Source organism: Castellaniella ginsengisoli, assembly GCF_040955415.1.
In the GTDB taxonomy this organism is placed as follows: Bacteria; Pseudomonadota; Gammaproteobacteria; order Burkholderiales; family Burkholderiaceae_B; genus Castellaniella; species Castellaniella ginsengisoli.
This window is the reverse complement of sequence record NZ_CP158257.1, coordinates 575468-595048: the sequence shown is the minus strand read 5'-3', so window position 1 is coordinate 595048 and position 19581 is coordinate 575468. Positions and strand designations below refer to the sequence as shown.

Here is a 19581-nt window from a genome sequence, read left to right as displayed (position 1 = left end):
TCCCGCCTCCCATGCCCAAGCGTTCAGACATCCAAAGCATCCTCATCATCGGCGCTGGCCCGATCATCATCGGCCAGGCCTGCGAGTTCGACTATTCCGGCGCCCAGGCCTGCAAGGCCCTGAAGGCCGACGGGTTCCGCACCATCCTGGTCAACAGCAATCCGGCCACCATCATGACGGACCCCGAAACGGCCGACGTGACCTACATCGAGCCGATTACCTGGCAGGCCCTGGAAAAAATCATCGAGGTTGAAAAACCCGATGCCGTCCTGCCCACCATGGGCGGCCAGACGGCGCTGAACTGCGCGCTGGATCTGGACCGGCACGGCGTGCTGGCCAAGCACGGCGTCGAGCTCATCGGCGCCAACGCGCACGCCATCGAGAAGGCCGAGGACCGCCTGAAATTCAAGGATGCGATGACCTCCATCGGCCTGGAGTCGGCCAAATCCGGCATCGCCCACAGCATGGAAGAAGCCTGGGCGGTGCAAAAACGCATCGCCGCCGAACTGGGCACGTCGGGCTTTCCCGCCGTGATCCGCCCCAGCTTCACGCTGGGCGGCACGGGCGGCGGCATCGCCTACAACGCCGAGGAGTTCGAGACCATCTGCCGCCGAGGCCTCGAGGCCTCGCCGACCAACGAACTCCTGATCGAGGAATCGCTGCTGGGCTGGAAGGAATTCGAGATGGAGGTCGTGCGCGACAGCGCCGACAATTGCATCATCGTGTGCGCCATCGAAAACCTGGATCCCATGGGCGTGCATACCGGCGATTCGATCACTGTCGCGCCCGCGCAGACGCTGACCGACAAGGAATACCAGATCATGCGCAACGCATCCATTGCGGTGCTGCGCGAGATCGGCGTGGATACGGGCGGCTCCAACGTCCAGTTCGCCGTCAATCCGGCCAATGGCCGCATGATCGTCATCGAGATGAACCCGCGCGTGTCGCGTTCCTCGGCGCTGGCGTCCAAGGCCACGGGCTTTCCCATCGCCAAGGTGGCCGCCCGCCTGGCCGTGGGCTACACGCTCGACGAACTGCGCAACGAAATCACCGGCGGCGCGACGCCGGCCTCGTTCGAGCCGACCATCGACTACGTGGTCACCAAGGTGCCGCGCTTCGCCTTCGAGAAATTCCCCCAGGCCGACTCGCGCCTGACGACCCAGATGAAGGCCGTGGGCGAAGTCATGGCCATCGGCCGCACGTTCCAGGAGTCTTTTCAAAAGGCGTTGCGCGGCCTGGAGGTCGGCGTGGACGGCCTGAACCAGAAGACCACCGATCGCGAACGCCTGCAGGTCGAACTCGGCGAGCCCGGCCCCGAGCGCATCTGGTACGTGGGCGACGCCTTCGCCCAGGGCTTCTCCCTGGAGGAAGTCCACAACCTGACCAGGATCGATCCCTGGTTCCTGGCGCAGATCAAAGAAATCGTCGATATCGAGCTGGCGCTGGAGCAGCGCACCTTGTCCGAACTGGACGACGGCACCATGCGCGAACTCAAGCGGCGCGGTTTTTCCGACCGGCGCCTGGCGTTCCTGCTGGACACCACCGAAGCCGAGGTCCGCAAGCTGCGCCACCAGATGAATGTGCGCCCGGTGTACAAGCGCGTCGATACCTGCGCGGCCGAATTCGCCACCACCACGGCCTATATGTACTCGACCTACGAGGACGAGGACGAAGCCGCGCCGACCGACCGCAAGAAGATCATCGTCCTGGGCGGCGGGCCCAACCGCATCGGCCAGGGCATTGAATTCGACTACTGCTGCGTGCATGCGGCCCTGGCCCTGCGCGAGGACGGCTTCGAGACCATCATGGTCAACTGCAACCCGGAGACCGTGTCCACCGACTACGATACTTCCGACCGCCTGTACTTCGAGCCGCTGACGCTCGAAGATGTGCTGGAGATCGTCCACAAGGAAAGCCCGGTCGGCGTCATCGTCCAGTACGGCGGCCAGACGCCGCTGAAGCTGGCCCGCGCGCTGGAAGCCAATGGCGTGCCCATCATCGGCACGAGTCCCGATTCCATCGACGTGGCCGAAGACCGCGAGCGCTTCCAGAAGCTGCTGACCAAGCTGGGCCTGCGCCAGCCGGCCAACCGCACCGCGCGCGCCGAAAGCGAGGCCTTGGCCCTGGCCGGCGAAATCGGCTATCCCCTGGTGGTGCGCCCCAGCTACGTGCTGGGCGGGCGCGCCATGGAAATCGTGCACGAGCCCCAGGACCTGGAGCGCTATATGCGCGAGGCGGTCAAGGTCAGCAATGATTCCCCGGTGCTGCTGGACCACTTCCTGAACAACGCCACCGAAGTCGACGTGGACTGCCTGGCCGACGGCGAGCAGGTCATCATCGGCGGCGTGATGGAGCACATCGAACAGGCCGGCGTGCACTCGGGCGACTCTGCCTGCAGCCTGCCGCCGTATTCGCTTTCGCCCGAGATCGTGGCCGAGATCGAGCGCCAGACCGCGTTGATGGCCCGGGCCCTGAACGTCAAAGGCCTGATGAACGTGCAGTTCGCCATCCAGGACGGCGACGTCTACGTGCTGGAGGTCAATCCCCGCGCTTCGCGTACTGTGCCCTACGTCTCCAAGGCCACCGGCCGGCAGCTCGCCAAGATCGCGGCGCGCGTCATGGCCGGCCGCTCCCTGGCTGCGCAGGGGGTCGCCTCGATTCCGGCGCCGGCGCGCTATTGCGTCAAGGAAGCCGTGTTCCCCTTTGTCAAATTCCCCGGCGTGGACACCATCCTGGGCCCGGAAATGAAATCCACCGGCGAAGTGATGGGGGTGGGCGAGTCCTTTGGCGAGGCCTTCGTCAAATCTCAGATCGCCGCCGGCGCCTGGCTGCCCGAATCCGGCCGCGTGTTCATCAGCGTGCGCGACCAGGACAAGCCGCGCGCCGTGGAAGTTGCGCGCGGCTTGGCCGCACTGGGTTTCCAATTGATCGCTACGCGCGGCACGGCCGCCGTGATCGAGGCCGCCGGCCTGGCGGTCCAGGTCGTCAACAAGGTCACCGAAGGCCGGCCGAACATCCTCGACATGATCAAGAACGGCGAAATCGCCCTGGTCATCAATACGGTCGAGGAACGCCGCAACGCCATTGCCGACTCGCGCACGATCCGCACGCAATCCCTGGCCAACCGCGTGACTTTCTTCACCACCATCGCGGGCGCGCGTGCCGCCGTCGAGGGGCTGCAGTACCTGCGCCACGGCGGTGGGCTGAAAGTCTATTCGCTGCAGGCCATGCATGCCGCCTGAACGGTCTGGCGCGCAGTCTCCGGCGGAGACTGCGCGTTTTTTCGTCAGACCATTTTGTCGAGTGGAACGACCCGTGGCGAGGATTGTGTATCGGTAAGAGAGGGGGTGGATCCGCCGTCGGATTCCCACAGTGGCCATTCGCAACGGGCCGCCACCTCTGCATAATGGGTTTTGCCGATGGACATCGAACCCAGGAATTGGGTATTCAGGTTACGGATATAGTCGTCGACCTCTGAGTCGTCCTTGAACAATTCGTGAGTGCCGGTCGCCTCGGATTTAAGCATCATGGTGGTGGCGGTCAACATGAGCCTGGCGCCATTGGTGGCGTAAATGACCTGCGCGTCTTCTGCAGTCCCATGAACCTGGCCGATCAATCCGGCCAGGCTGTCATAGCGCCCGTTTGACAGCATGTCTTGAAGCCGGGCGCCGCGCAGTTCGCCGTTGCTGCCGGGGCGGTTCGAGAACTCCAAGGTTCGCTCTCGTTCGGGATTGGACGGATCGCGGAATGTGGCATAGAAGATATGCTTGCCTGACGTCTCCGGATCGGGGGTGGTGATGCGGATGAAATTCGCGTGGCTGAAGGTAGGGTCATTCAGCTGATTTCTCATGGCTTCTTGCAGCTCTTCTCCGTCAACCATGTCTTGCACGGCATCCATAATGGCCTGGTCCGGGTCTTTAGACGACAGATTCAAACCCAGTGTTCCCAGGGTGATGCTCTGGTTCAAGATCAGTGCGTCGGTCAAGTCTTCGCGATTGTTCAAGGGAATCGTATCGATGCTTGTTGGACCGATGGAAAGCGAGGCTTGCAGGCCGGCCGGTGAGGAAGAGACATCCAGGCTGCATGCGGGTGAAGTGCCATACTCCTTCAAGATCGTGTTGGCGATCGATGCCAGCTTTTCCAGACGGGCGCTATTGTGGCCGATGGCCCCGTGCGGCCCGCTGTGCATGGCATTCATCTCGGTCAACTGCTCTTGCAGCCGATCCAGCAAAGGTTGAGGATCCGTCCGGGTCTGTTTGTGCAAAGTGCTGCCAAGCTGCATGAGCATTTGGGCGTCTTTGAACGCTTCCAGCGTATAGCCGTTGCCGATGGGAAGGTTCTGGCACTGAATGATCTTGTTTTCATCGATCCGCATGCTGTAGGACCAGGTCCGGGCGCTTTCATCCACATCGACCTGCAATGCGTAGTGGTCGCTGAAGGGCGCTTGTGTGGCGCTACGCAACAGGGTGAAATGGTGCAGCAGGGATTCCTGCTTGGCCAGATTGGCGGAATCCCCCATGTCGATCTTGGGCTGCTTGAGCAGGTCGAATGCCTCCTTGATCGCGGCCTTCTCGACACCGCCCCGGAACCAGTCCTTGATCTTGTCGAAGAGACCCATGCGCTGCTGGGCCTCTTCGGCGGTATTGGATTGCATGATTGCATCAAGACGGGATTGATTGAGCGTCTGGCCGTTGAACGAGATCGTCATGTTGTGCTCTTCAAAAGAAAGTGTGTTGGGTGCTGCAGGCACGCCGGGGTCATCGGTGTTCATAGAGTGACAGACGGCGATGCGCTTTCCGGTAGGTGCCAATCGAGCGGGGATGGTTCCTGCGAATCGGGGCCGGGTGCCTGTCGCTATGCGGCGCCATGGCGAGATGGTTGCCGCCAAGGCGGGCCTGCTTGATGGGACGTGGCAAGGATGCTACCGTGCGCGCTTCGCGCCGAGAGATCACGGCCCGAAACCGAGTTATTAATAGTATTTTTCAATCATTTGGGTGGGTTTTATGGATTTGGGTGATGTTTTCCAGACAGTCACGTTGACGGCTTGCAATCGTATGTTGCCTGGGCAAACGCCGATGAAAAGTGCGGTGTGCGGTAGCCTTGCCGTGATTGGCCATGTGGCGGGCGATCTGGCGCAGCCGGCCATTGCCCGTTCTCTTGGCGGGGTGTTGGTCAGCATCAGCCAACGCGGTCAGGATCTGGCGGTGGCGGAAGGCGAGAATGATGCGTCAGAAGAACCGCATGAAGAGCTGCAGGCAGTGCTCAAAGAGATCGGCAGCGGCTGGGTGGGGCAGGAATTGGCCAAAGCGCCGTGCGGCATCGCGGCCGCTACCCTGCCGGCACCGTTCTCGACGGCCGCCGGCCTGACCTGCGAGGCCGTGGCCAGCTACACGGCGGGCAAGGTGCTGCCTGGCGCCGTTGCGGCCTATCTGGAGCATTTCCATCCCCCGCTGCAGGCCTGATCCGCGCTTCGGCTTCTGATGTTCATCCAGAAGGAACTTCAGACGCGTGCCGGTCACTCACAGGAAGATGCCGTGAGCGGACAAAGTCCCTCACGGTCTGGATGAACGAACATGGCGGGAAAAACTCAATGACCATCGATATTTCCGGCGGGCGTTTCGGCCCGGTTTCCTTGGGGGCTCAGGATGTGCAAAGCGTCCGGCAGGCCACAAGTCGCGACAGCATTGGCAGTGTCTTTTCCCGCACCTGGGACAAGATCGCAGACTGGTTTTGCAGCACGAACCGGACGGAAGCCAAAAAATGCCTGTACGACCTCTACTCCGAAGCAACGCCCCATGGCCAGAAGATCGAGAGCTTCCAGGCCCTGAAAGAGATGGCCGGCGCCAATTATCAGAGCCGTTTCCAGATTGAGGAAAACGAAGAGGGCGTGCGCTACACATTGGACTTGTCCGAGGAGCAATGCCCGGGCTTTTCCCTGAGTTTGCAGAAACTGCCGGTGAACTGCGAGAGGCTGGAGCGCGAACTGAACCGCAGCGATTACTGGGGCCGCAATGGGGTTGGCTCTGCACGGGATCAGGTCAAGGCGGACATCTGCCGCGCCAGCTTCTCCGTGTCGGGGATCTCGCTGCCGGATGGCACGCCCGATGAAAGAATGAGGCATTTCGATGAGGCGCTCGGAGCGCTCGGGGTGACCGACCGTCAGCGCGAGGCTGTCATGGAAGTATGCAATCAGTCGGTGCAAGGAAACTTCCTTCAAGCGTCCACCGCCATTGTGCCGGGTGGGCAAAGCGTACGCTACGACGTGCGGATGGAAGGGGGGGAGTTGCGTGTCCAGGCCATTTGCATCAAGGACATCGACATGAACGAGTCCGATGGCCAGAATGACCTGGATCAGCGCCAGGGCAAGCTGGACATGATCCTCATGGAAGGCGAGCATGCCTTCTACAAATCGCAGGAAATGCGGCTGGATCTGCGGATCGTGGACGGCGAACCGCGCGCCATGATCGGTATTGTCGGAGCCCAGCACCTGGTCAGCCGGGACAATGACACGGTCCAGTAAGACGGCATTCCTCGAACCGGACGCGGCCCCTGGCTCCTTGCCCGGGCGCCGCGTCTTCATCACGGGCGCCAGCAGCGGCATCGGCGCCGCTCTGGCGCGCCGGTATGCGGCGCGGGGCTATGAACTGGGCCTGGTCGGCCGCCGCCAGGAGGCTTTGCAAGGCCTGTGCGGCAACCTGCCGGGGCTGGGGCACCGCGTCTATGCATTGGATGTACGCGACCGGGCGGCGCTGCAGGCGGCGGCCCGGGATTTTCTTGCCGCCGGCCCGGTCGATCTGGTCATCGCCAGCGCCGGGATCAGCGCCGGCACCTTGACCGACGAGCCCGAGGACCATGCGGTTTTCGAGGCCATTCTCGACACCAACGTCCTGGCCATGATGGCGACCTTCGCCCCCTTCATCGCGCCGATGCGTGAGCGGGGGCGGGGCACGCTGGTGGGCATCGGCAGCGTGGCGGGGGTGCGCGGCCTGCCGGGCGCGGGCGCCTACAGTGCGTCGAAGGCGGCCGTGCGCGCCTATTGCGAAAGCCTGCGAGTCGAGCTTCACGGCACCGGCGTGCGCGTGGTGACGCTCGCGCCGGGATTCATTGCCACGCCCATGACGGCGCGCAATCCTTATCGCATGCCTTTTCTGATGCCCGCCGAACGGTTTGCCGAAAAAGCGCAGCAGGCCATTGATGCCGGCGTGTCCTATCGCGTCATCCCCTGGCCCATGGCCTGGGTGGCGCGGTTGCTGCGGCTGGTGCCTGACGCGCTCTACGACCGGGCGGCCGCACGGCGCAAACGCAAGCCCAGGATGGGCGGCGACGCCTGAATGCGCCGCCGCGGCGCGGCCCCTTGCCCGTGGGTGCCCGGTGCCGGGTCCGGCGATTCGCCGGCGCGCGCTCTGATTCCGCGATCTCCCAGGGAACTTGCCACCGCATTCAGCCACTCATGAAAGGCTGGCCGAGGTGGCCAGACGGAAGATGCCCCCCTAGGCGTGGAGGAATGATGGATCGGAACGAACACCATACGGGTGACCTGGAGCGGTTCTTGGCGCTCGGCGCGGAGGCTGCGCCCGGGTTGCGGGAATACATTTTCGACGGCAGCGCCACGGGATTGACCCGGTTGCGGACCGCCGAAGGCGAAGACTGGATCATCGCCTGCGTCGATGTCGGCGTAGTGCCGGCTGAACACGCCGAGGTCGTCCATCGCTTGCTTCTGCTGGCGAACAATCTCTGGGCGGGAACCCAGGGCAATACGCTGGGCCTCTACGGCGACCAGGATGCGATCGTGCTGAGCCGGTCCGTGCGGGCGGCCGAGGCGTCGCCGCACATGCTCAGGCAAGTCCTGCGCTCCCTGGTCGAGGATGCGCGCCGCTGGCGCGTCTGGCTGGATCACCTGGTCGATGGCTCCGCGCCCGTCCTTGACTGAAAAGGAGGTCATGAAAATGCCCGCAGAAAACAAAGACTACGAAAACGCCTTGAAGAACCTGGCCGCACATGTCGGCGTGGATGAGGCCGCCTTGCTGCGTTCCGGTGAGCTGACGATCGATGGCGTGCCGGTCGGCCTGTCCCTGGAGCCGGGCACGGAGGCCGAGCCTGTGATCCAGGTGTTTTGCCTTGTGGGAATGATTCCGCAAGACGGTGCCGGTCACGTGTATCGGGAACTGCTGCGCGCCAATGCGTTTGGTGTGGGCACCGGCGGAGCGACCTTCGGCGTTCAGAAAAATGCCGGAAACGTCGTGCTGGCGCAGCGGTTGAAGGCCGAATCCGGCGTGCAGGCGCTGGCCAGGACGATGCGGCATCTTGCCGGCCTGGCGCAGATCTGGCAACGGCAACTGGGCCTTCAGGCTTGACCCGCGCTGTTTTTTGAAACGAATGAAACGATTGATTGGATTGGAGAAAAAGATGTCGAACTATACCGATTTGCTGGAGCGCTATGCGCAATTCGTGGGGCTGGCCCCGGTCGAGGCGCTGCTTTCGGCTGAGGAAGTCGTGGTGGGCGATGTGACCATCGGTTTGATGAACGAAGGCGGAGATGACGGGGAAGTGGTGTTTTTCGCCCGCCTGGGACAGCCGACGGCCGCTGCCGGCCTCGAGGCGGTCTACCGCCTCATGCTTCAGGCCAATGCCTTGTGGAGCGGCACGGGTGGCAACACGATCGGCCTGCACGAGCCTTCCGGAGAAGCCTTGCTGTGCGGCCGTGTGCCTCTTGCCTTGTGCACGGCCCAGACGCTGTCGGGCCTGCTGGAGGCGTTTTCCGACACTGCCCTGGTCTGGCGCGAGATCGTCCAGGGCCGGGTGCCCGCTATGCTGCCGTCTCTGGCGGCCTGACTGACTGACTGACTGAAGGAGGCTGCCATGGGTGGCGGTGTGCAAAACAGCGTGGGAAATGCGCCAATGCATGTGTCGAGTGGCGAATCGCTTGGCCATGATAAGGAACTGGCGAAAACGACGGGGCTCCAGTCGGGGCGCGGCGAACTGGAAGGATTCAAGGTCCAGGTTTCGGACGGCGGTTCCCGCAAGGAGTTATTGAAGGATTCGCAGGAAGCCCAGGGCTGGCTGTCCTGGGGGTGGTCCAATCTCAAGGCAGGGGTCAATCTGTGCGGGGATGTGCTTGGGATCGCCCATGAGTTCGTGGGAAAGATGTATGGGCTGCATGACGATGACGTGGAATCGGTTCCCGAGGAAGAGGGTTCTGATCGCGCATTGGTCGAGGAAGGAATCAAGGAAGGCGGTGGTGTGGGATCGGTTTCCGAGGAAGAGGATATTCGTGTATTGATCGGTGAGAGGGATGAGGACGGCGACGTGTTGTATGAGGCGCTGGAAGAGCACAAACCCGGCCAGAAGCTGCTGCTTGTAGAGAACATTCCCATCTCCAGGGGTGAAAACCTGAAGATGGACAAAGAGATCGCCCTGCTGCGCGAGGGATTCCGCGTCAAGTCGGAAGAGCAAGATTCTCGAGAAATCGAGTCGATGGAGCAGGGCCTCGGGCAGGCAATCAGGGGGAAAGTCAGCGCCGCGTGGAACTGGTTGTGGGGCCGTGACTCCAAATCTGAGTCCGTGTCGCAAGACACCCGCAGTGTGAGCGAGAAGAATCTGGACAAGATCGAGACGCTTCAGAAGAATCTGACGAACTGCATGGCGAAGCTCGACGAACATGTTGTCAGTATGAAGGGCGCGAGCATTCTGAACAAGAATATTGATCCGTCCAAGATCAAGTCGGATGTGTCCGCTCTGGGGCTCCAGGATCATGCCTGGCGCTGGGGCGAAACGGCGAAGGCGTCTTTTAGCCAGGCAGTCAGCACCCTGGGCTGGTGCGCAGCGGGGGCGGGTATCGCATACGGAGGCTCCACCGTGTCCTCGCTGACCGGTGGCGGCATCTCGGGGAACCTGGCATCGCTCCTGGGCGGCGCTTATGTGGCGCTCAGCGCATTGCGGGATTTGCCTGAAAATGTGATAGATCAGACGACGATCAATCTGATCGAAAAGAGCCTGGTGGAAATCAATGAGTTGCTCGGCACGGCGCAGGAGTTGATCGTGAAGGAGCAGCACCGGCAGGGATTGTCCGAAAAGCTGGGGGTGATGTCTCAAGGCCGCATGGAAACGATCGAACGGCTCGAACTCGAACTGGAGGTCGTGGATCGGCAGCTCGTGGGGCGCAAGGAGTCGGGCGCCGAGGTCGAACCGGTGGAAAGCCAGCCGCGCTTGCCCGCGGTTGTCGGGGATGGGGCGACGCGCAGCGAGACCTTGTCCGGCATGGCGCGCGTCAAGCAGGCGTTTTCTTCCTTTTTCGCGCCGGTCGTAGAGGGCCTGTCGCGTGCGGGCCGGTTCCTGGGCGATGCCTTGGGCGTGACGTACTTGAGCATGTTCAAGACGAGGGATCGCGATGAGGAACGCGCGTATGTAAGCACGTATGCGCAAGGGCTGCGCTTGTTGCAGCAACCTTCCGATGACACCATCATGAACAGGACGCTGGTGCAACAGGCAGCCCGGCGCATGCTGGGAATTCCTCAGGAGCGGCTTGACCACAGCCCGAGTGAAGTGCAACAGCGAATCCGGCAGATCGAGCACAAGAGTGATTCGATGCGGCCTGTGCTGCGTCTGGGCGAGAATGTCGTGCGCCATGTGCGGGAGGGCGCCGGGGGCTCCTTCGGCACGCTGATCGTCACCGATAAGGGCGTCGGCCGGTACGTCGTCAATAGCGGTCAGCCGACCGTGCGGGCGATGTGCCACTACCTCGACGTGCTGGCGCGGGATGTGGGCGAGGAAAATACGCTCGGCGTCAAGGTGGACGATTCCGGCAGCCTGGTGCTGCACGATCCGGATCGACGTCTTTATCAGTTCCTGATGGGGGCGCCGCAAGCCATGACTCCTTTGTTCATGAGCCCGGTTGGCGCGGGATCCCAGTGGCGCGAGGCGACCGAGCATGCCGGCCGGATGTGGATCAACGATTTTTCCGGCCAGTTGCCCGGCGGCGCCAATCGCGTCGTGTTCGAGATCGGTGTGGACGAGGGCAAGGATGTCCTGAAGCTGCGCTTTGAGCACCTCGGCAGGGACGAACTGGTCTCTTCCGTGCTCGATGTGCCGGAGCATTCCATGAGCAAGCAGTTGAAGCTCATGGATACCGCCTACCGCGATGTCTACCGGTCCGGCTCGAAGCCGGTGGCGGTGGATAGTCTGGACGACGAAGCGTTGATGCGGCGTTATGAGAACTTGAACAAGCAATTGGGTGTCTCCGGAGAAGACTACGGACGCTGGCCCCTGGAAAACTTGCAGGAACGGCGTGAACAGCTTCTGAACCGTCTGGCCAAGGAGCAAGTGCTGCTTCAACGGGATAACGACAGCTATCAATTGCTGCAGAACGACGACCAGTTGAGGGTCGTCACCCAGCGGGCCTGAACGGCGACGCTGGAAAAAGGGGGGGCGCGCGGCATGCCGCGCGCCCTTTCCTTGATGGGGGGCCTGTCATTAATTTCGTGTTTGAGGCATAACATGACGCCAAGGAGTGTCTATGCCACGCAAACCAAGAACCCAGCCAGCCGCGCTGCCGACCATTGCTCCAGAGTTGCTGGAGTCGTTCGGTCACGGTCCGATGACGGCCGAAGCCATCAATGCTGCGTCCCTGGCCTTCAAGAAGGCGCTGATCGAGCGCGCCCTGGCCGGTGAGATGAACCATCACCTGGGCTATCCGGCCGGGGCAGCCAAGCCGGCAGCGGTCAGCAACCAGCGCAATGGCAAGGGCGCCAAGACCGTGCTGACCGAGGACGGCCCGATCCGCATCGAAGTGCCACGCGACCGCGATGGTAGCTTCGCCCCGCTGCTGATCCCCAAGCACGAACGCCGCTTCACGGGCTTTGACGACAAGATCGTCGCCATGTATGCCCGGGGGATGACGGTGCGCGAGATCCAGGGCTTTCTGCTGGAGCAGTACGCTACTGAGGTCTCACCAGACTTCATCAGCTCAGTCACCGATGAGGTGATGGCGGAGGTCACCGCCTGGCAAGCCAGGCCGCTCGAACCGATGTACCCGGTGGTGTTCTTCGATGCCCTGCGGGTCAAGATCCGCGAGGATGCGGTCGTGCGCAACAAGGCCGTCTACCTGGCCCTGGCGGTGCTGCCCGACGGCACCCGTGACATCCTGGGGCTGTGGATCGAAGGCACCGAAGGGGCCAAATTCTGGATGAAGGTTTTCAACGATCTGAAGACCCGAGGCGTGTGCGACATCCTGATCGCCGTCACCGACGGCCTCAAAGGCATGCCCGAAGCGCTGGCAGCCGTCTTTCCAGCCACCACGCTACAAACCTGCATCGTTCACCTGATCCGCAACAGCCTGGACTATGCGAGCTGGAAGGACCGTAAGGCGCTGGCTGCCGCCATCCGACCGATCTATACCGCCGTCAGCGCCGAAGCTGCTCAGGCCGAACTTGAGGCCTTTGCAGACGGTCCCTGGGGGCAGAAATTCCCGACCGTCAGCGCGGCATGGCGCAATGCGTGGGACCGGGTGATTCCGTTTTTTGCCTTCCCGCCGGCCGTGCGCCGTGTGATCTACACCACCAACGCCATCGAGAACATCAATTCGCAACTGCGCAAGATCATCAAGACTCGGGGGCATTTCCCCAGCGATGATGCCGCCGCTAAACTGATCTGGCTGGCGCTGCGCAATATCACGGCAAAATGGAGCCGATCCGCGCATGACTGGAAGCAGGCCATGAACCAGTTCGCGATCCTCTATGAGGATCGATTCAGCCGTCTTTCCGTGTAGTGCTCAACCCGCTTCAAACACGGAATTTCTGACAACCCCTTGATGGGGGGGCGGCCTTGCAGCCGCGCAAGAGGCCGCCGTACACTTGCGGCGAACTTCTCTCATCCACCCACCTCTTCCGAATGGCCCCCCGGCCGTAATCCCCTCATGACGACTTCCTACTTTCCGCAGTGGCGCCGCGTGTCAGGCACCGCCGACGGCGCCGTGGTTCAGCCCGACGAGACCATGGCGTGGCCGCAGACCGTGGCCATGGGCGCGCAGCACGTGGTGGCCATGTTCGGCTCCACCATTCTGGCGCCGCTCATCATGGGGTTCGACCCCAACACGGCCATCCTGATGTCGGGGATGGGCACGCTGATCTTCTTCCTGTTCGTCGGCGGCCGGGTGCCCAGCTACCTGGGTTCCAGTTTTGCCTTCATCGGCGGCGTGATCGCCGTCAGCGGCTATTCGGGCAGCGGGCCGAACCTGAACATGGGTGTGGCGCTGGGCGCCATCGTCGTGTGCGGCCTGATCTACACCGGCATCGGTCTGTTGATCGCGCTGCTCAATGCCCGCCAGGGGGGTGGGGCCGACTGGATCGACCGTTGGATGCCGCCCGTGGTCACCGGCGCCGTGGTGGCCGTGATCGGCCTGAATCTGGCGCCGATCGCCGCCAAGGGCGCGATGGGCGGCTCGTTGTTCGAGTCCTCCATGGCGCTCATGACGGTCCTGTGCGTCGGCGGCGTGGCCGTGTACACGCGCGGTCTCGTGCAGCGCCTGTTGATCCTGGTGGGTCTGCTGGCCGCTTGCGTGCTCTACGTGATCCTGGCCAACGGCCTGGGGATGGGCAAGGCGATCGATTTCTCCGCCATCGCCGCCGCGCCCTGGCTGGGGCTGCCCACGCTGACGGCGCCCGTATTCGAAGCGCACGCCATCAGCGTGATTGCGCCGGTGGCCGTCATTCTGGTGGCTGAGAATCTGGGCCACATCAAGGCGGTCAGCGCCATGACGGGTCGGAATCTGGACCGCTATCTGGGCCGCGCCTTCATGGGCGACGGTGTGGCGACGATGATATCCGGCGCCGTGGGCGGTACGGGCGTCACGACCTACGCGGAAAACATCGGTGTGATGACGGCGACGAAGATCTATTCCACGCTGGTGTTCGTGGTGGCGGCCCTGGTCGCCCTGGTGCTGGGTTTCTCGCCTAAATTCGGCGCGGTCATCCAGGCCATTCCCGCCCCCGTCCTGGGCGGCATGTCCGTGGTGGTGTTCGGCCTGATCACCATTGCGGGCGCTCGTATCTGGGTGGTCAATCAAGTCGATTTCAGCGACAACCGCAATCTGATCGTCGCCGCCGTCACGTTGATCCTGGGCGCGGGGAATTTTTCCATCGATTTCGGCAGCTTCAAGCTCGATGGCATCGGTACCGCGACTTTCGGCGCCATCTTGCTGCATGCGCTGCTGCGCGGGCGGCGCAGGCCGCGGGCGTAATTGCCCTTTTCCGCCCGGGACGGGGCGCCGCGCCCCGGGCCCGATACGGCTTCGAGGCTTCATGTGCGCAAAATGGAACCTCTTGTTTTTCAATGGTTACTTACCCGGCACGAGGCCTTGGTAGTCCCGGAAACCCTCCGGCCCAGGCTTGTACCCAACTTGAGAGAAACCAGAAATGAGTGTCATCAGTGCCGTGAATTCCTACCTTTCCTGGGGCGCGCAGGAGCCCAAGAGCGCGCCGGCTGCCGAAAGCGCCAAGCAGCCGCGTGGCGATGAAGGGGTCCGGGAAAGCTACAACGTGAAGATCAGCGAAGCCTACCAGGAATTCAAGACGAAATTCCAGGAATTCCATGATCAGGAACAGTGTTTCGGCGAGGATCTGGCGCGCGAGGCCTACGAAGTGCGCAGCAAGATCAAAGAAGAGCATCAGGCACAGACTTCGTACCTGGGACGTGCGGCGATCTGGCTGCGCAATATGATGACGTACGGCGGCGGCAATGCGTCCTACGAGGGCTTGAGCAAGAACAAGAACCCGGAGGAGATCGCCTATTCGGCTTTCAAGACCGGGGGCGGAGACCTGGGGCTGCAGAACAATGGCTTCGGCGACAAGCTCGATGTCTGGAATGCGATCAAGGAAGTGTCCACGTTGTATCCGGAGGACATCACGGATGCGATGGTCGGCGTCTACAAGGCGCAGGAGCCCGGCAAGGTGGACGTCGACGCCATCCTGGCCGCGCGCGGCGACACCAGCCCGGCCAATGCATTCCTGGATTTGCTCAGGCCCGGGGCGAGCACCCTCAAGACCTACGCCTGAGGCGTTTGGGCGCCCTCGGCAATGCGCGCCAGGGCTTCGGCATCCACGGCGTCGATCTGCGCCGGCTTCATGAAGTCGCGCGCATAGGCCATCCAGACGGGACTGCGCAGGAAGTACAAGTACAGTTGAGGGTCGAGATGCCCGTCCCTGCACATGAATGCCATGATGCGCAGGGACTCGGACAGGGTCTTGGGCGGCTTGTAGGGGCGGTCGGCGGCCGTCAGCGCTTCGAAGACGTCGACCAGGGCCATGATGCGTTCGGTGAGCTGCAGCCTTTCTCCCGGAATGCGGCGCGGATAGCCGGCGCCGTCCATTCTTTCGTGGTGATTGGCTGCGATGTCGGGCACCCGCGCCAGATGGCGCGGCCAGGGCAGTTGGGTCAGCATGGACAAGGTCTGGACCATGTGATCGTTGATCGCGAAGCGGTCCTCTTCCGTCAGCGTGCCGCGGCGGATGGTCAGGTTGTGCAATTCCCCCGCATTTTGCCGGCACGCCGGCAGTTTCATGTCGAACCCCAGCGTGTTGCGCGGATCGTCGCGCTCCACTGCGGGCTTGCGCGCCTCATCCCATGGCACGATGTGCTCGGGCTTGTCGGCCAGCAGCGGTTCGGCGGCGGGCAGCTCGGGCGGGTGCGGACGGCTGATCGCCAGTTTGGCGAGTTCGGCCGAAGACAGGCCGATGCTGTCGTCGAAATGGCGCAGCCAGGTCGTTTCCGCAATCCGGTACAGGCGTGCGATCGCCTCGTCGGAAAGGAATTCCCCGCCGATGTTGCATTGGGCGACGAACCGGAAGTCGTCCTGCAATTGCGCATGCCGCGCATTCAGGGCGGCGACGGCGCGTTCCTCATCTTCGCCCGCGAGCCTGGCCTGCAGGTGGCTGATCTCGGCATCGCGCCACAGGACTTCGAAACGCATGCGGATTTCATGGATCCGGTTGTGGATGACCTCCAGTTTCGTGGCCTTGTCGATGATGTGCTCGGGGCTGGTGACCTTGCCGCAATCGTGCAGCCAGGCGGCGAGGCGGAATTCATAGCGCTCATCTTCGTTCAGAGCGAAGTCGGCGTACGGCCCGCTGGTTTCCGCCGCGATCTGGTCGGCCAGCATGATGGCCAGTTGGGGAACGCGTTCGCAATGACCGCCGGTGTAGGGGCTCTTGGCGTCGATGGCATCGGCCAGGACGCGGATGATCGCATCCAGCAGCTCCTTCTGGGCCTGCATGAACTGGCGCGCCTCGATGGACATGGCCAGCATGCCGGTCAACTGGTTCGTGAACGATAGGAACTCGGGCGAGGTGTGTTCCGGATCCCGCGCATGGGTCAGCACGAGCAATCCTTCCAGGTGGCCCCGGCGGCTGCGCAATTCGAACGTGATCCGCTCATGCGGGCCGTCCTCGTTCATGCCCGCATCCGGCGGCGGCCAGTGCTCCGGCCAGGCGCCGCCTTCCAGCGCCTCTTTCCCGCCGTTGAACGTCGCGGCCAGCAGCAGGGATTCCCGCCCGTCCTCCGTGAGGTAGACGGCGCCGTCCAGGCAGCGCGTGGCCTTGACGAGTTTTTCCAGCACTTGGGCAAGCATGGCTTCAATGCGCGGCTCGGAGCCCAGTGTCCGGCTGATTTCCAGGAAGGCCTGGACCGTGCCGCCGACGTGGTTCATGACCTGGTCGAGTTCGCGGGCCTCGCGCAGGCGCGTCGGCCCCGATCCGGGGCGGCTGAAGTCGAACTGGGACATTCTTCGCGCACGTTCCGTCAAGCGTTCCAGCACGTGACCCACGGAGCTGCCAGTGCGCCATCCAAGCGGCAGAAGCAACAGGATCAGGAGGGATGAAATGAGGACCATGTGCATCCGGTTGCGCGCCAGGTCGCCCAGGAGCTCATCGGCGGGCGCGGTGACCAGCAACTGCAGGTCGAGCCCCCGGATGCCGTCGAACGGGAATGCGGCCCCCAGCCATTCCCGGCCATTCTCTTCATACAGGACGATGGAATCGCCCGGGGACGGGGTCGTTTTCCACAGGCGGGACAACGCCGCTGCGTCCAGGTCCTCCAGGGACGGCAGCCTTGGCTGCCCATCGTTCTGGATCGATGTCGGCGCCGCTTCGCCGCTGTAGGCGATGAGGGCGCCGTCCGGGGTCGTCAGGGCCAGCTCGGCGCTGGGCGCCATGCGCAGGCTGGCGAGACCTTTGCCTAGATCCGTCAGGGTGATGTCCGCGCCCATGACGGCTTGCCCCGAGCGGGTCGGGCGGGACAGGGAGATCCCGATCTGGTGGTTCGTAAAGAACACATAGGGCCCCGAAATCACGACTTCGTCGCTGTCGATCGAGCGGGTGTACCAGGGGCGCGTGCGTGGATCGAATGCGTTCCCGGTCTGGTCCCTTTGCGCCAGCAGCTCATGATGCGCGTCGTAGAAAAACAGGCGTTGGCGGGTGGAACCGTCTTCGAGGCGGGCGAGCGAGCTGATGAGGTAATTGGCGTGGGGCGGCGCCTGGAAATAGCGCCGGGTTTCCTCGTCCTGCAAAGGCCGCAGCGAGAAAAAATCGCCGTTCCGGTAGCCGACGTAAAGCGTGGATACCAACGGGTTGGCCGCCAGCGCCGGCGCCAGCGTGGTGCGCAGCATCCGTTCCTCGTGGTCCCGCAACGTGAGGATGAAGGGATTGGAGGCGAGAGCGTTCAGCATGGCTTCGCCCGGCGCGATCATCCGACGGGACCGCTCGGCGGTCAGTTGGCTGGCATTGAGCGCGACGATCTGCGCCATGTCGAGGAAAGCCCGCTTGGATCCGAACCAGCTCAGCGAAATCAGCACGACGGCCACGAGCGCCATGGCGACGACCGTGGTGCCGGCGATGATGTGCCGGATGGGCCAGGCGCGTGCAGAACGGGGGGCATGCGGCATGGGGCTGTTGGTGTCGTTTCGCATTTCCGCTCCGGCGGCCGGGAAAGAGGCCCCGGCGGGCTATTTTCATCGAATGTTCAGGCTTGGATTGTATAGTGGCCCAGTATGGAAACGGCGCCTGAATCATGCCGGTTGCGGGCAAGAGCGAAAAGGCGGTTTTACCCTGACGCCGCATCCTGCCGGCAGGGCTTGCTTTTTCCTGCCGGATTGACCACAATAGTCTCCAGCACCCCGGTTTTGGCCGGGGTTTTTCACGGGCGAGCCGGCAGGCCACCTGGTCGGGATGCGGGCGGCGCCATGCCATTGCCCGTCTCTCATCGGCCCACACGGGCGCACAGAGCCAGGCAGCCCCCAGCGGGCCGGAACCACCACACATCGCCCATCTTCTTTCGTTGTCAGGCGCCCCGCGCATGGGGCGTCTTTTACTTTTGAGTCAAAAACTATGTCTGCGATCCCTTTGACAGCTCGCGGGGCAGAGCGCTTACAGGCTGAATTGCACCGTCTGAAGACGGTCGAGCGCCCCGAGGTCATTAACGCCATCGCCGAGGCGCGAGCCCAGGGCGATCTGTCCGAAAATGCCGAATACGATGCCGCGCGCGAACGCCAGGGCTTCATCGAGGGGCGCATCCAGGAACTCGAGGGCACTCTGTCCAATGCCCAGATCATCAATCCCGCCGACCTGGACGTGTCCGGCCAGGCGGTCTTCGGCGCCACCGTCCAGATCGAAGACCTGGAGTCGGGCGAACGCCTGACCTACCAGATCGTCGGCGATCTGGAAGCCGATATCCGCGCCAACATGATCTCCGTGTCCAGCCCCGTGGCCCGGGCGCTGATCGGCAAGAGCGAAGGCGATGTGGTCGAAGTGCGCGCGCCGGCCGGTGTGCGCGAATATGAAGTCTGCTCCGTCAGCTATGAATGACGGGCACGCCTTTGGCCGGGTCGCGCCGCACGCCTGATGGGGTGCGGCGCGACCCGGCCTGTGGCGGCCTGCCCGGCGGCGCCTGCGGCGCCGCGGGCAAGGAGAACAGGTGGTGTCAGCCGCGGCTCGTGCGGCCGCGCCGGGCGCCGGCGCGCAACGACAGGGCGCTGCCGCCGCCACTGCGACGCGGAATGCCATGGCCCGCATCGGCGCGGCCGTTCCGTGCCGGCTTGCCGGTGCCGCGGCTGGCAGCCATGCGGGATTTTGCGGTCCCCGCCGCAGGGTCTTGCGCCTGATCGGCCCGGTTTGCGCCGGCGGCGCGCTGCGAGGCGGGGCGGGCTGCGCGAGGCTGCGCGGCCTGTTTTTTAGGCACGTAAGGCTCGGATTTCCGGCGCACGGCCCGGGTGGCGTTCTCGGTGGCCTGGGCGGCTTGTTGCGCAAGCAGATCGGGTCGATAGATAATCAGCGTTTTGCCGAGATGATGCACTGCGGCGCAGGATAGCGTTTCGCAGATTTCCGTCAGCATCGCATCGCGCTCGTCGCGCTCGGCGCCGGCGACACGGATCTTGATCAGTTCATGGGCCGCCAGGGTGCGGTCGATTTCTTCCAGCACAGCGGCCGTCAGGCCGCGGTCGCCGATCAGGACGACGGGATGCAGGGGATGAGCGGCGGCGCGCAAAGCGCTGCGCTGCTGAGAGGTCAGTTCGAGTTTCGGCATACTGGAATTGTACGA

General features: G+C 63.4%; 15 protein-coding genes. 12 read left to right on the top strand and 3 right to left on the bottom strand.

Translation table 11 applies throughout. The annotated features are described in order from the left end of the window. Positions 1 to 11 precede the first annotated feature (11 nt). Positions 12 to 3242: a carbamoyl-phosphate synthase large subunit gene (carB, locus tag ABRZ00_RS02785; protein WP_368641219.1), complete on the top strand. Its 3231-nt coding sequence runs from the start codon at positions 12 to 14 to the stop codon at positions 3240 to 3242. A 44-nt stretch (positions 3243 to 3286) separates the two neighbouring features. Here carB and ABRZ00_RS02780 read toward each other — a convergent pair whose 3' ends face one another. Then, positions 3287 to 4771: a hypothetical protein gene (locus ABRZ00_RS02780; protein ID WP_368641220.1), complete on the bottom strand. Its 1485-nt coding sequence runs from the start codon at positions 4769 to 4771 to the stop codon at positions 3287 to 3289. A gap of 232 nt (positions 4772 to 5003) precedes the next feature. Between ABRZ00_RS02780 and ABRZ00_RS02775 the strand changes: the two genes are divergently transcribed. The 10 genes from ABRZ00_RS02775 (at position 5004) to ABRZ00_RS02730 (ending at position 15047) form a co-directional block, all read left to right on the top strand. Further along, the gene (locus ABRZ00_RS02775; protein WP_368644415.1) at positions 5004 to 5462 is read left to right on the top strand and encodes a hypothetical protein; all 459 of its coding nucleotides are present in this window, start codon (positions 5004 to 5006) and stop codon (positions 5460 to 5462) included. A gap of 101 nt (positions 5463 to 5563) precedes the next feature. Further along, entirely contained in the window at positions 5564 to 6520 is a 957-nt protein-coding gene (locus ABRZ00_RS02770; protein WP_368644414.1) for a hypothetical protein, read from the top strand. Continuing rightward, a complete protein-coding gene (locus ABRZ00_RS02765; protein WP_368641223.1) occupies positions 6504 to 7331 on the top strand; it encodes an SDR family oxidoreductase in 828 nt (275 codons plus the stop codon). The genes ABRZ00_RS02770 and ABRZ00_RS02765 overlap by 17 nt, the downstream gene beginning before the upstream one ends. Positions 7332 to 7504: 173 nt before the next feature. Further along, a complete protein-coding gene (locus ABRZ00_RS02760; RefSeq protein ID WP_343837301.1) occupies positions 7505 to 7930 on the top strand; it encodes a type III secretion system chaperone in 426 nt (141 codons plus the stop codon). Positions 7931 to 7940: 10 nt separating this feature from the next. Next, on the top strand, positions 7941 to 8354 hold the full coding sequence (locus ABRZ00_RS02755; RefSeq protein ID WP_368641224.1) for a CesT family type III secretion system chaperone: 414 nt from the start codon (positions 7941 to 7943) through the stop codon (positions 8352 to 8354). Positions 8355 to 8406: 52 nt separating this feature from the next. Beyond that, entirely contained in the window at positions 8407 to 8832 is a 426-nt protein-coding gene (locus ABRZ00_RS02750) for a CesT family type III secretion system chaperone (RefSeq protein ID WP_368644413.1), read from the top strand. Positions 8833 to 8859: 27 nt separating this feature from the next. Then, on the top strand, positions 8860 to 11400 hold the full coding sequence (locus ABRZ00_RS02745) for a hypothetical protein (protein WP_368644412.1): 2541 nt from the start codon (positions 8860 to 8862) through the stop codon (positions 11398 to 11400). Positions 11401 to 11512: 112 nt separating this feature from the next. After that, the gene (locus ABRZ00_RS02740; protein WP_368641258.1) at positions 11513 to 12763 is read left to right on the top strand and encodes an IS256 family transposase; all 1251 of its coding nucleotides are present in this window, start codon (positions 11513 to 11515) and stop codon (positions 12761 to 12763) included. A 147-nt stretch (positions 12764 to 12910) separates the two neighbouring features. Further along, positions 12911 to 14233 (top strand): solute carrier family 23 protein, encoded by a 1323-nt coding sequence (locus tag ABRZ00_RS02735; protein WP_368641226.1) that lies wholly within the window; start codon positions 12911 to 12913, stop codon positions 14231 to 14233. Between the two features lie 175 nt (positions 14234 to 14408). Beyond that, positions 14409 to 15047, top strand: coding sequence for a hypothetical protein (locus ABRZ00_RS02730; RefSeq protein WP_368644411.1), 639 nt, complete (start codon positions 14409 to 14411; stop codon positions 15045 to 15047). On the opposite strand, the gene ABRZ00_RS02725 is transcribed toward ABRZ00_RS02730, so the two are convergent. Continuing rightward, entirely contained in the window at positions 15038 to 17953 is a 2916-nt protein-coding gene (locus ABRZ00_RS02725) for an HD domain-containing phosphohydrolase (RefSeq protein WP_368644410.1), read from the bottom strand. The genes ABRZ00_RS02730 and ABRZ00_RS02725 overlap by 10 nt on opposite strands. A gap of 418 nt (positions 17954 to 18371) precedes the next feature. Here ABRZ00_RS02725 and greA point away from each other — a divergent pair, with 418 nt between their 5' ends. Continuing rightward, a complete protein-coding gene (gene greA, locus ABRZ00_RS02720; RefSeq protein WP_343837285.1) occupies positions 18372 to 18848 on the top strand; it encodes a transcription elongation factor GreA in 477 nt (158 codons plus the stop codon). Between the two features lie 115 nt (positions 18849 to 18963). On the opposite strand, the gene ABRZ00_RS02715 is transcribed toward greA, so the two are convergent. Then, on the bottom strand, positions 18964 to 19566 hold the full coding sequence (locus tag ABRZ00_RS02715) for a YhbY family RNA-binding protein (RefSeq protein WP_368641229.1): 603 nt from the start codon (positions 19564 to 19566) through the stop codon (positions 18964 to 18966). Between the last annotated feature and the right edge of the window lie 15 nt (positions 19567 to 19581).